This window comes from Luteibacter sp. P4_D7_3 (assembly GCF_056401735.1).
On record NZ_JBFUIT010000093.1, the window covers coordinates 1 to 12,815 of the forward strand.

10 protein-coding genes are annotated in these 12,815 nt (G+C 62.6%); 9 read left to right on the forward strand and 1 reads right to left on the reverse strand.

What is annotated here, in order from left to right; translation table 11 throughout:
- From AC1DSN_RS10605 to AC1DSN_RS10645, 9 genes are all read left to right on the forward strand, one after another.
- On the forward strand, positions 1-337 hold a 337-nt coding region (locus AC1DSN_RS10605), incomplete at its 5' end, for a hypothetical protein (RefSeq protein WP_477330619.1).
- A 104-nt stretch (positions 338-441) separates the two neighbouring features.
- Entirely contained in the window at positions 442-1,047 is a 606-nt protein-coding gene (locus tag AC1DSN_RS10610; RefSeq protein WP_477330621.1) for an HAD family hydrolase, read from the forward strand.
- A 96-nt stretch (positions 1,048-1,143) separates the two neighbouring features.
- Positions 1,144-2,688: a serine hydrolase domain-containing protein gene (locus tag AC1DSN_RS10615; protein ID WP_477330623.1), complete on the forward strand. Its 1,545-nt coding sequence runs from the start codon at positions 1,144-1,146 to the stop codon at positions 2,686-2,688.
- Positions 2,689-3,281: 593 nt separating this feature from the next.
- Positions 3,282-5,537: a TonB-dependent receptor gene (locus AC1DSN_RS10620; RefSeq protein WP_477330625.1), complete on the forward strand. Its 2,256-nt coding sequence runs from the start codon at positions 3,282-3,284 to the stop codon at positions 5,535-5,537.
- Between the two features lie 13 nt (positions 5,538-5,550).
- On the forward strand, positions 5,551-7,554 hold the full coding sequence (locus AC1DSN_RS10625) for a serine hydrolase domain-containing protein (protein ID WP_477330627.1): 2,004 nt from the start codon (positions 5,551-5,553) through the stop codon (positions 7,552-7,554).
- Positions 7,555-7,575: 21 nt separating this feature from the next.
- Positions 7,576-8,586: a dipeptide epimerase gene (locus AC1DSN_RS10630; protein WP_477330629.1), complete on the forward strand. Its 1,011-nt coding sequence runs from the start codon at positions 7,576-7,578 to the stop codon at positions 8,584-8,586.
- Positions 8,583-9,893: a peptide MFS transporter gene (locus AC1DSN_RS10635; RefSeq protein WP_477330631.1), complete on the forward strand. Its 1,311-nt coding sequence runs from the start codon at positions 8,583-8,585 to the stop codon at positions 9,891-9,893. The genes AC1DSN_RS10630 and AC1DSN_RS10635 overlap by 4 nt, the downstream gene beginning before the upstream one ends.
- Before the next feature lie 10 nt (positions 9,894-9,903).
- Positions 9,904-10,827 carry a MurR/RpiR family transcriptional regulator gene (locus AC1DSN_RS10640; protein WP_477297825.1) on the forward strand — a complete coding sequence of 308 codons (924 nt, stop codon included), beginning with the start codon at positions 9,904-9,906 and terminating at the stop codon, positions 10,825-10,827.
- An 11-nt stretch (positions 10,828-10,838) separates the two neighbouring features.
- Positions 10,839-12,431, forward strand: coding sequence for a serine hydrolase (locus tag AC1DSN_RS10645; protein WP_477330632.1), 1,593 nt, complete (start codon positions 10,839-10,841; stop codon positions 12,429-12,431).
- Here the strand turns inward: AC1DSN_RS10645 and AC1DSN_RS10650 are convergent.
- The coding region (locus AC1DSN_RS10650; protein ID WP_477330634.1) for an FAD-dependent oxidoreductase at positions 12,428-12,815 on the reverse strand (388 nt) is incomplete at its 5' end. The genes AC1DSN_RS10645 and AC1DSN_RS10650 overlap by 4 nt on opposite strands.

Below are 12,815 nucleotides of genomic sequence, written 5' to 3' on the forward strand. Positions count from 1 at the left end.
GCTCTATATGATCCCCCAGGGCGCGGTTGGCGGGTGGCTCATCGCCGTCTGCCGGCAGCATGCCAACGGTCTACCGAAGGGTCTGCGGAGACTAGGCATCGTGGCAGGGGTCGGTCTCATTTTGATCAGCGTTTTCCCCATCGGTTACGCGCTGTTCGTCGATCCAGCGATCTTGCACGGTCCGATCTCCGATGACGATCCGACTCCGCCCGGGACGGAGAGGGCGAATGGGATCGTTCACCTGGTGCTCGCCATTGGCACGTTGATCGGTTGCTCCATGTATCCGCTCTGGAGCGCTTTGGCCGGTCGTTGGCTTCTTTTACGGGGGGATCGGTGAGGGCCCGCATGGAAGACGGACGTTTCCATGCAACGATGAGCTGGCGGTTTACGGCCCGGGGTATATATCATCGGAACGCCAGATTTTCTGTCAGGACCCGATTAGTGAAGAACGTTCTCTTCGACATGGACGGCGTCCTGGTCGATTACGAGCCTTCGGTTCGCGTTGCCTGCCTTTCGTCAGCACTGGGCAGGACGACGCTCGACGTACACGCAGCGATCTACGTTTCGGGCATCGAAGCGGCGGCTGACACTGGTCGTTTAGACGCACGCGGGTATCTCGACGCGTTGTCTGCGCATCTGGGCGCGTCAGTCTCCGCAGAAGCCTGGGTGGAGGCACGCAAACGCGCGACAACGCCACGTTCGTGGGCGATCGAGCTCGCACTGTCGGTAGCCGAGACCGCCGGCGTCGCCATCCTTACCAACAATGGCCGGCTGCTCGCAGATCACTGGCAGGCGATCGTGCCCGAGTTCTTTCCGGTCTTCACCGGTCGGGCGTTTGTCGCTGCGGACTTCGGAACGGCGAAACCGGATCCTGCAGTGTACCGCGCGGCTGTGGCACAGCTTGGATGGAAGTCCGAGGAAACGCTGTTTATTGACGACGTGGCTGCCAACGTCGAGGGCGCGGTGCAGGCTGGACTCGTCGGGCACGTATACCGGGATAGAGAAGCCATGCAGGAGGCTATTGTGGCGTTCTTGCGCAGCGCTTAGGCGTTAGAGGGCAGGTGAAGCGGTCGCCACCCGCTACGAATGGGAAGGTAAGAAATAACCAAAACTCCTCCCTCCTACAAGATGGATACTTTCGTTATGTCGATCACGTTTGTGCAGCGTCAGACACCTGGCTTCTCCGGGAAACTGGCGGTCCTGGCGTTCGTTGTTTTTTCGATTCCGCTCGTTTCGGCTACTGAGTCAGCTACCGATAATTCTTCTTGGGAAAACAACCTTCGCCCCGCGATCGTGGAAGCCGGCCAGCCCGTTCCACATTGGTCGCTTCGCGACCGGATGGCGTACTACCACATCCCCGGCGTTGCCATCGCGGTGCTGCGCCACGGCAAGGTTTGGCAGGTGAAGGGGTACGGGCTCCGGGAAGCGGGTACGAATGACAAAGTCGATGGCGATACGCTGTTTTCGGCTGGCTCGATCAGCAAGGTAGCGACAGCGGTGATGATCCTGCGCATGGTGCAGGCAGGGCAGCTGGACCTCGACCGCAACATCGATACCTACCTGACGAGCTGGCATGTTCCGGCCTCCAAGGACACGCCCCATCCCGACGTAACCCTGCGCATGCTGATGTCGCATACCTCCGGGTTCAACGTGGGTGGCTTCCCTGATTTCCTGCCTCAGGAGCAAGTGCCGACCCTGCTGCAAACGCTGGACGGTCTGCCGCCTGCGAAACACCATGCCGTTCGACTTATCTACCCGCCGGGCTCGCGCTACGCCTATTCGGGAGGGGGCATCGAGGTGGAGCAGCAGCTACTCGAAGACGTGACCCACACCGATTTCGCCACGGCGGCCCGCACCTGGCTGCTCGATCCGCTGCATATGCAGCGCAGCACGTTTGAGAGTCCCTTGTCGGCCTCGCGCGGCAATATCGCGAAGGCCCACGATGAGCAAGGCAAGCTCATCGCGTTGCCGCGTGGCTGGCAGTCGTTTCCCGAGCAGGCCGCTTCGGGACTCTGGACGAGCGCGAACGAGCTCGGTGCCATGGTTGCCACGCTGATCGAGAGCTATCGGGGGCATAACGGGTTCCTGTCGCGCGCCCTTGCCACACAAATGATGAGCCCCGTGTCGCCCAGCCCTCAAGGGCTTGGACCGGAGCTGCTGGGATCGGGTAACGGGCGGGTCTTCTTCCACAGCGGGTCCAACGACAACTACCGCGCCTGGATGGAAGGTTACCTGGAGACAGGCGACGGCTTCGTGATACTCACCAACAGCCCCAACGGTGCTCGTCTGCGCCTGGAAATCCGGCATGCCTTGTCCGACATGATCGGTCAGGGCGTGGATCCGGTATTGCATGCTGTTGAACTCGATCCTGCGGACGTCTCCTATGCGGACTACCAGGGCACGTATCGCCTGGATAACAGCGTGCCCATGGACATTCGCGGTCGACTCGCCGATGACTTTGATGCCGACTCGTTTCAGATCACGATGTCCCACGGCAAGGCATCGATGCGAGTGCCGGGCGACGATAACGTGCACCAGCTACAGGCCCTGTCGCCGACACGCTTCGTCGATCCGGATTCCGACGCCATGCCTCTCATGCAGCTTGAGTTTCATCGCGACGCGCGCGGAAAGGTCCGGGCCGTTAGCGTGGAAAGCGGCGATTATCGAGCCTACTACCTATGTCAATGAAAATGCGTCGATGGTTGGTTTGCCTTGGTCTGGTCCTGGCTGCAGGCCCCACATTCGCAGAGCCTTCCGTATGCGTTCGGCCAGAGATCTCGGGCTCACGTGAACTTGAGCGGTTCCTTAGCCTTCGTGCCGTTGAAGTGGTCAGGCTGGCAGCACGCTCGGATGACGGGCTAGGGGCGCTGATCGCCCCATCCGCGAGTTTCAACCTTGGCGCAGGCGACGTAGGCCGTCCCTTGGGAACGGGCGTCGATGGTGCTCGTGCGCTTGCGCGAGCGATGAAGGCGGACACCTATCGCTTTCTTGGTTGGGACTATATGGACATACCGGCAGATCCCTGCTCGCAGCGCAAGGTTGTCGTCGAGTTCATCGATAGCCGAGGCAAGACCGTTTCCCGAGTGGAGTTCACCTTTGAAGCAGGTCGCGTGGTGAGCGCCGATGGCTGGGAGAGATCGTTCGAAACGGGACGGTTATAGGTTAGCCGCGTATCGGAGAGCGTAGCGACAGATCAAGATAGTTCGATACCATTGACACACGAATGATAACGAGCTAACAATGAGCCCGGGGCAAGCCATTCGCTTATCACGGGGGACGTCATGCAGCATCGCTACTTCCAGCACCGTCGGCGTGCCGTCTGCGCGGCCATCGCCGCCGCTTTGATCGGCGCAAGTGGCGTCGCACTCGGCGCCGACGACCCCCAGGATCAGAAGGCGGAAACGCAACGCAAGCAAGCGGCAGACCTGCCGGCCGTCGTGGTCACCGCCAACAAGCGCACCGAGAAGTTGCAGGATGTACCGATGGCCGTCTCGGCCGTCTCGGGGGATGACCTCAAGCGGGCAGGCGCGAACAGCTTCGCCGACTACGCGACGCAGGTCCCCGGCCTGAATCTTATTTCGACCTCTGAAGGCCAGACGCAGCTCGTGCTGCGCGGTATCACCTCCGGCAGCGGGCAGGCGAACTCCGCGGTCAGTACCTATATCAATGACGCGCCATACGGCTCCAGTACCGTATACGCCGGTGGTGGCCTGCTTACGCCGGATCTGGATCCCGCGGACCTCGAACGCATCGAGGTACTGCGCGGTCCGCAAGGCACCCTCTACGGTGCGAACTCACTCGGTGGACTGGTCAAGTTCGTCACGGCCAAGCCGGACGCCACGCGCGCGTTCGGTTATCTGTCGACGGGGTACAGCAGCGTGAAGGGCGGTGGCAGCGGCTTCAACGAACGCGCCATGGTCAACCTGCCGCTGATCGCGGACACCCTGGCACTTCGCATCAACGCGTACGACCGAAAAGATCCCGGTTACATCGATAACGTCTTCACCGGAAAGTCGGACGTCAATGAGGCGACGGTTCGCGGTGGTCGCGCAGAGATGCTCTGGACGCCGAGCAGCAAGGTATCGGTCAGCCTGTCCGCGCTGGCCCAGAACCTCAGCAGCGATGGGCTCGCCAACACGGGTGTAGAGGTGGATCCCCTCACGTTGAAGCCGCTCTACGGTTACCAGAAGCAGAGCAGGGCCGCAGACACGGGCCTGTTMAAGATCAAGTACCGCCTGTACGACGCGTCGGTCAACGCCGACTTCGGTTGGGCGAAGCTGGTGTCGTCGTCCAGTTACAGCACGCAGAAGGTCAACACGGATCAGGATGTCACTGCTGCCTACGGGCCGGTTCTCAATCCTTCGTTCGGACTGGATAACGGTGGCTACTCCATCACTGATCCGATCACTCTGGGCAAATTCACCGAAGACCTTCGCCTGCAGTCGCCTGAAGACCAGATGCTGGAATGGCGTGTCGGTGTGTTTTACACGCGTGAGAGCACGACGAACCAGCAGCTGGTGAATGGTTTCGACGCAAGTACAGGGGGGCCGCTTGATCTGCCACCGCTAGGCGCGATCAACGTGGGGCCGGGCATCTTCAAGGAATGGGCTGGCTACGCGGACCTGACCTGGCACGTGACATCACAGCTAAGCATCCTGGTGGGTGGGCGCTATAGCAAGGACAAGACGACATTCACGCAGACAGGCTCCGGGCTGCTGGTCGGGGATATCGGTTTCACCACGCAAAGCAAGGACACGCCGACCACGTTCCTGTTCAATCCGAGCTTCAAGTTCAACGACGATGTGATGGCGTACATCCGCGTCGCTTCCGGCTTCCGGCCGGGTGGTCCGAACGTGGGTGTTCCGCCGGGTCTCGGCGCGCCAGTGAGTTTCGGACCGGACAAGCTGACCAGCTACGAGCTCGGCTTCAAGGCGACGATGCTCGACCGGCGCATGTCCTTCGATGCCGACGTGTTCTACATCGACTGGAGCCACATCCAGCTCACATCCACCGCGGGCGGTTTCAGTTTCCTCGGCAACGGCGGCAAGGCGAAGAGCCAGGGCGTCGAAGCAAGCTGGAAATACGCTCCGGTGCATGGATTGGTTCTCTCGGCAAATACGAGCTACACCGATGCTGCGCTGACCGCGGATACGCCTCCGGGTCTTTTCGGCTACGACGGCGATCGGTTGCCGTGGGTACCCAAATGGAACGCCACGGTGGGCCTGGACTATGACTTTCCACTCGGTGGCGGCTGGTCGGGCTCGGCCGGCGCCACGTACAACTACGTGGGCTCGAGGAAGACGGACTTCCTTCCTGTTCCAGGCCCTCGCCTGACGGCACCCAGCTATCACGGGATCGACGTACACGCTGGCTCTTACTATGGCGCCTGGAGTCTCCAGGCTTACGTCAAGAACCTGACCAACCAGCGCGGCATCACGTCGCTCACGTCCGAGACGATCGATCCGCAAGGGAGTCCTTTCGCGGCCTCTTACGTGCCGCCCCGCACGGTGGGCGTCAACGTTACCTACGACTTCTAAGGAGCGTTAACGCATGAACCGTTACACCAGGATTCTGGCGACGTTCGTTGTGACCTGCGCGGTGGGCCTGGCGTCGGCACAGGTGACGCAGCCGCTGACACCGACCCCAGCCGCTGCAGCGCCGCTGCCCACGCCCGCCACTCCGAGTCGGGCCGGTGCGCCTCCCGCGCTGACGAACGAGGACCTGTCGACATTCTTCGACGGGCTGCTGCCTTTCGCGTTGGGGCGCGGCGACGTGGCGGGCGCTGTCGTGTCGGTGGTCAAGGACGGCAAGATCGTCTTTACCAAAGGTTACGGCTATGCCGACCTGAAGACCCTGGCGCCGCCGTCGCCGGAAACCACGCTGTTTCGTCCGGGTTCGACATCCAAGCTGTTCGCATGGACGGCGGTGATGCAACTGGTCGAACAAGGCAAGCTCGATCTCGACAAGGATGTGAACACGTACCTCGACTTCACCATTCCACCGCTCGATGGCAAGCCGATCACCCTGCGCGACGTGATGACACACTCAGCGGGCTTCGAGGAAAGCGCCAAGGGCCTGATCACGGCGGGCGACAAGCAGGTCGCCCTGGGTGATTACCTGAAGAGCCATGTACCAGCACGCATCTTTCCGCCGGGCGAAATCGTCGCGTATTCCAACTATGGTTGCGGCGTGGCCGGTTACATCGTGGAGCGCGTGTCGGGTCAGCGCTTCGAGGATTACATCCAGCAGCACATCTTCGCGCCGCTGGATATGCCGCACTCGACCAACGACCAGCCGCTGAAGGCTTCCTGGGTCGCCTCGCTTGCGAGCAGCTACCTGACGGCTTCGGAAGGAGAGCCCAAGCAGTTCGAGATGGTGAATCCCGCTCCCGCCGGCGGCATGAGCAGCAGCGCGGTCGACATGGCGCACTTCATGATCGCGCAGCTGGAGGGCGGGACCTATAACGGCGCACGGATTCTCGAGCCGGCGACGGTTGCGCTGATGCATACGCCGCAACGCACCGCCGCACCGGGTCTCAACGGCTTCGACCTGGGCTTTTACCAGGAAGACAGCCACGGCCAGCGTATCGTCGGCCACGCCGGCGACCTCGACTATTTCCACAGCGATCTGCACCTGATGCTGGATGCCCACGTCGGGTTCTTTATCTCGATGAACAGCGCCGGCAACGAAGGCGGCGCGGGCGTCATTCGAGCCGCCATGTTCCGCGCCTTCCTCGATCGCTATTTCCCGAACGTCGTCCCGTCACAACCGACCGCGCCGAGCGCCAAAGCGGATGCTGCGCGGGTCGCGGGTTGGTATAGCGCCAGCCGACGGAACGAAAGTGCGATGCGTCCGCTTTATCTGTTGACGCAGGTCCAGGTGGCGGCCATGCCCGATGACACCATCGCGGTCTCGGCATTGACCAGCGATGCGGGTGTGCCGCTGCACTGGCGCGAAGTGGGACCCCTGGAATATCGCGAAGTCAACGGCATCCGCAAGCTGAAATTCGTAGCCGACGCGCAGGGCGCCATCCGCTACTGGGCCACGGATGCCGAGCCGCCGGTGTTCGTCTTCCAGACCGTCTCGGGCTTCAGATCGCTGGGTTCGGTGCGCTTGTTAGCCGGGCTTTCCCTTCTGATCCTGATGGTCGCGCTGATCAGTTGGCCCGTGGGTTGGGGCGTGCGCAGGCACTACCGCCAGCGGCTTGAACTCACCTCCGTGCAGAGGCGCTCGCGTACGCTTTCTCGTCTTGGGCTCCTGGCGCTGTTCCTGGTGCTGCTGGGCTGGCTGGTCTTGATGGTGGTCCTCACCGCGACCAATGCGATCCCGCTGGTGCAAGGCACGATCACGCCCTGGCTGTATGTGCTTTACGTGCTCGGCGTAGTGGGGCTGATCGGCGCCATAGCGGTGGTCGCCCACGGCGTGCGGGCCTGGATGACGCCACGCCGAAGCGGTTGGGTGCGGCTCGGAGAAACGCTGCTCGCGCTGGTGGCCATCTATCTGGCCTGGTTCATCGTGGTGTTCGGGCTGGTGAGCTTCAGCGCCCGTTATTGAGCGAAAGCATTCGGAGTAGTCATGCATAGCAACCGACATGTTCGCCTGCAACTGCAGGCGAACATCGAGAAGTGGCCGACGAAGCAGCCTTTCCACATCACCGGCTACACGTTCACCGCCTTCGAGGCAGTCGTGGTGAGCCTTCGCGATGGCGACCTGGTGGGTCGTGGGGAAGGGCTGGGCGTCTACTACAAGAACGACACGCCGGACGCGATGCTGGCGCAGATCGAAGCACTTCGGCCCAGGATCGAGGCGGGTCTGACGCGCCAGGAACTGCAGCACGTATTACCCGCCGGCGGTGCGCGCAATGCGCTCGACTGCGCGCTATGGGATCTGGAAGCCAAGCGCAGCGGTGAGTCCGTGTGGGAGTTGGCGGCGCAGAAGGCTCCGCGGCCCCTGGTAACCACCTTCACCGTCGGTGCCGAGGCACCCGACGTGATGGCCGAGCGCGCGACCGCTTATGCCGGTGCTCGCGCCATCAAGATCAAACTCACCGACGACGATCTCAATGCGCGGCGCGTGCTGGCGGTGCGGGCGGCGCGACCGGATGTGTGGCTGATGGTCGACGCAAACCAGGGTTTTACGCGCGAGTCCTTCGCGCGACTCCTGCCGACCCTGGTGGATGCACGCGTGGACGTAGTCGAGCAGCCTTTTCCCATCGGAAACGAAGCCTGGCTCGATGGCCTGGAGCGCCCCATTCGCATCGCGGCGGATGAGAGCGTGCAGGATCGCAGCGACCTACGGAACGTGCTCGGTCGCGTCGATATCGTCAACATCAAACTGGACAAGTGCGGTGGCCTGACCGAGGCCCTTGCGCTTGCACGCGAGGCGCGCACACTGGGCTTCGACCTGATGGTGGGGAATATGTCCGGTTCGTCGTTGGCCATGGCGCCGGCCTTCGTGGTCGGTCAGCTGTGCGACGTGGTGGATCTGGATGGGCCGACCTTCCTCACCACCGACCGCACGCCGGGCGCCATTTACGAGGACGGCAGGATATGGTGTCCGGAAAACCTGTGGGGAGCACCGGTATGAATCCAGCGCGAGGAAGCGACTGGTTCGGCCACCCGCGTGGTCTGAGCGTGCTGTTCCTGACCGAAATGTGGGAGATGTTCTCCTTCTTCGGCATGCGCGCCATCCTGGTCTATTACATGACCAAGCACCTGGACATGGGCCAGGAGTACGCCTCGCTGGTCTACGGCGCCTATGCTGCCTTTGTCTACCTGACCCCGCTGTTCGGCGGCATGCTGGCCGACCGTTGGCTGGGCAAGCGCAACGCGGTGGTGATCGGTGGCACGGCGATGGCGCTGGGGCATTTCATGATGTCCTCCGAAGCGCTGTTCTACCCGGCGCTCATCACCATCGCACTGGGCAATGGGTTGTTCCTGCCCAGCCTGGCCAGCCAGATCGAGGGCCTTTACCGCGACGGCGACGTCCGCAGCAAGAGCGCTTACAACATCTACTACGTCGGCATCAATCTGGGCGGTTTCCTGGCCCCGCTGGTGTGCGGCACGCTGGGCGAGGTCTATGGCTGGCACTGGGGCTTCGCCGCAGCCGGCTTCGGCATGCTGCTGTCGCTGGTGATTTACCTGGGCGGTCGCCGCTACCTGCCGCCCGAACCGGCGCGCGGTGCCGCGATGCGAGCGGCCCGCGCACCGTTGGACCGCGCAGCGCGCGATCGCTTCGCCCTGCTGGTCGGCATTGCCGCCATCGTCGTCGTGTTCCGCGGCGCGTACGAGCAGAACGGCAACACCATCGCCTTATGGGCCGACACCGGGATCGATCGCCAGCTGGCGTCCGGGTGGGTCATACCGATGACCTGGTTCCAGTCGATCAACTCCCTGGCGGTGTTCGCGTTCACGCCTTTCCTGGTCGCGCGCTGGTCGCGGCTGGCCCGCCGCGGTGTGGAAACGCCGTTGCTGGCCAAGATGGCGTTCGGTGCCACCATCGTGGGTGCGTCCTTCGTGGCGCTGGGCATGGTCGCGGCATGGAGCGACGCTCACGGCACGCGTGCGAGCTGGCTCTGGCTGTTCGGCTGGTTCGTGGTGTTTACCATCGGCGAGCTTTACATCCTGCCGGTCGGACTGGCCCTGTTCGGTCGGTTGGCACCGGAGGGGTTTCGTGCCACCAGCATCGCCACGTGGTTCTTCGCCGGCTTCTTCGGCAACCTTCTGGCCGGTGCCCTGGGCACCTTGTGGAGCGTTCTTGCGCACGGCTGGTTTTTCGTCCTTATCGGCGGCGTCGCCGGACTTTCCGCGTCGCTCCTGTATATGCTTGGACGTCGGTTGGGGGATGTGGAACGACATGGATCGGTGGCACCTGCGATGGCGATGACACAGTGAGCAGAAGAAGATGAGCAAGGACATCAAGAAGAAACTAAAGAGCCGGTGGGATACCTTCACCACGGCCGAACAGAAGATCGCCGCACACCTGTTGCAGAACATGGACAGCATCCCGTTCGAGACGGCGGCGTCGCTCGGCAAGCAGGTCGATGTCAGCCCGATGACCGTGGGTCGCTTCCTGCGTAACCTCGGTTATGAAGGCCTGGCCGAACTGAAGGAGGAGTTGCGCGGCGGCACGCCGTGGCTGCAGCTTTACAGCAGTCCGGCAGGTGGCGCCGCGGCATCACCCTCCGAGGCCTTGCAGTCGGAGATTCGTGGATTGACTGCCGCCCACGCGTTGACGTCTAGCCCGGAATGGACCGCCATCGTCGATCTGCTGGTCAATGCCGACCGCGTGTCCGTGTCGAGTTTCCACCACGGCCGTTTCCTCGGTATCGGTTTTGCAAACCTGCTGCAGCACGTCAAGCCGCGCACGTCGTTCGCGAATGGCCAGGAAGGTGCGTATGCGGATGTACTGCTCGACTCGACCGAACACAGCTGCGTCGTCCTGATCGACTTCCGCCGCTATTCGCGCCACTTCCGCCTGCTGGCGGAAGAGGTGGCACAGCGAGGCATTCCGCTGGTGATCATCACCGATAGCCAGTGCTACTGGGCGCGGCAGCTGACCGACCACGTCCTCATGCTGCCCATCGACGACCACCGCGCCTGGCATAACTTCAGCGCGGCCAATAGTCTTTTCAGCCTGCTGATCGGTGCGGTAAGCGATCGGATGGGAGACCGGTTCGAACGCATCGGTGACATCACGCAGCTGCGGCAGAAGTTCGTGGGCTATGTGGAGGCACCGGCGGCCAGCGATGCCAGGCCGAAGGCCCCTTCGCAGGGCAAAACTGGCCCCTCGCCGCGCAAGCGCCGCACGACGCCGAAGGCAAAGTGAGGGACCCGACGATGCGCGCACGCACGCTTTTCCTTTTGGCTGTGGCACTTCTGTGGCCATACCCGGTGCTGGCCGCATCGTCGCCCGGTGACGCCGGCACGGACTCCCTGGATGCCTATGCCGCCCGTGCCATGAAGACGTTCGACACGCCTGGCATGTCGTTGGTCATCGTGGATGGCAAGAACATCTCAACCCATGCTTACGGCGTGAGAAAGCTCGGTTCCCCCGAGAAAGTCGACGCTCATACGATCTTCCCGCTGGGGTCCAACACCAAGGCTTTCACCAGTACGGCGCTGGCCATGCTGGTGGATCAGGACAAGCTGAAATGGAGCGATCTGGTCGCGGACAGGCTCCCGGGCTTTCGCATGTTCGATGCGTACACCACGGGCGAGATGACCGTCACCGATCTGCTCGTGCACCGAAGCGGTCTGGGGTTGGGGGAGGGCGATCTCATGCTCGTTCCCCAGACCAATCGCACACGTGACGAACTGGTCCATGCGGTTCGCTACCTGAAGCCGGCACATTCGTTCCGCGCAAGTTACGACTACGACAACGTGCTCTACATTGTGGCCGGACAGCTGCTGCAGGCGGTGAGTGGGCAGCGTTGGGAGGACTTCATGCAGAAGCGCCTCCTCGATCCACTGGGAATGCACGACACCCAGGTGAGCATCGATGCCAGGGTGCCGAACCAGGTGTCGCTGCACGCGAAGATCTCCGGGCCGGTGCGTGGCTTCGGAAAGCCGTCGGTCCTGACCAGCGTCATGACGGGCGACGCTTTCGCGCCAGCTGGCGCCCTGATGAGCAGCGCGAGCGACATGGGCAAGTGGCTGCAGGTGCAGCTCGATCATGGCGTCATGCCCGATGGCAAAGTCCTGTTCAGCCCGAAGGCATCCGCAGCCCTGTGGACACCCCAGACCTTGATACCGATCACGCCGGGACCCCCGTCGTTGGCGCTGGGCGAGCCTCAATTTCTGGCCTACGCCCTGGGTTTTGAGGTACGGGACTATCGCGGCCACAAGATCGTCACGCATCTCGGTGGCGTGCTGGGCGGTATCTCCGCGGTGGTGCTCATTCCCGACAAGCATGTCGCGTTTGCCGTGATGGTCAATTCAGAGGACGTGGGCACGCTATTCGCCATGCGCGAGCACCTTCTGGACACTTACCTGGGCCTGCCTTCGCCAGACTGGATTGCCAGCTACGCGGAGGCACAGCAACAGGAGGAGACCGAGGCGAAGAAGGCGCTGATCGCTGACGAGACGGCTAACCGTCGGGCCGCGGGACCGTCGCTGCCGCTCGCTGGCTACGCCGGCACGTATCGTGATCCCTGGTACGGCACGATCACCATCAGTAAGGGGGAGGGCGAGGGCGGATTGAAGATCAACTTCGACCGTTCACCTGGCATGTCAGGTGCACTCGAACATGTTCAATACGACACGTTCCGCACGCGTTTCACGACACCCGGTTACGAAGACGCCTATGTCACGTTTGCCCTCAAACCCGACGGGCACGTCGAGCAGATTGGCATGAAAGCGGTTTCGCCGCTGGCCGATTTCAGTTGGGACTATCAGGACCTTCGGTTCACGCCGGCAATCGGGACACCTTAGTCGAGGTTTCGGCCCGGCGAGATCGTTTCCAGGTCAAACCCCAGCTCGAGCAGATCCGCAGGAACGGGGTGTCGTTGCACCAGGGCCGCGGCGAGCCGACCGACGGTGGGTGCCGTCTGGATGCCATAGCCTCCGAGTGCGGCAATCCAGAAGAAATCCGCAAGCCGAGGGTCGTAGCCGATGACGGGACTACGGTCGGCCACGAAGCTGCGCAGTCCTGCCCATTTCTGTCGCACGTGGGTAATGGACAGTGTCGTTGCCTGCTCGATGTGGTCCACCGCGATGGCAATGTCCATGTCCTCGGGCAAAGCATCGCAGGGCTCACTGGGTGTTTCGTCGGCAGGCGATAGCAACAGACGGCCCGCATCGGGCTTGAAGTAGAAC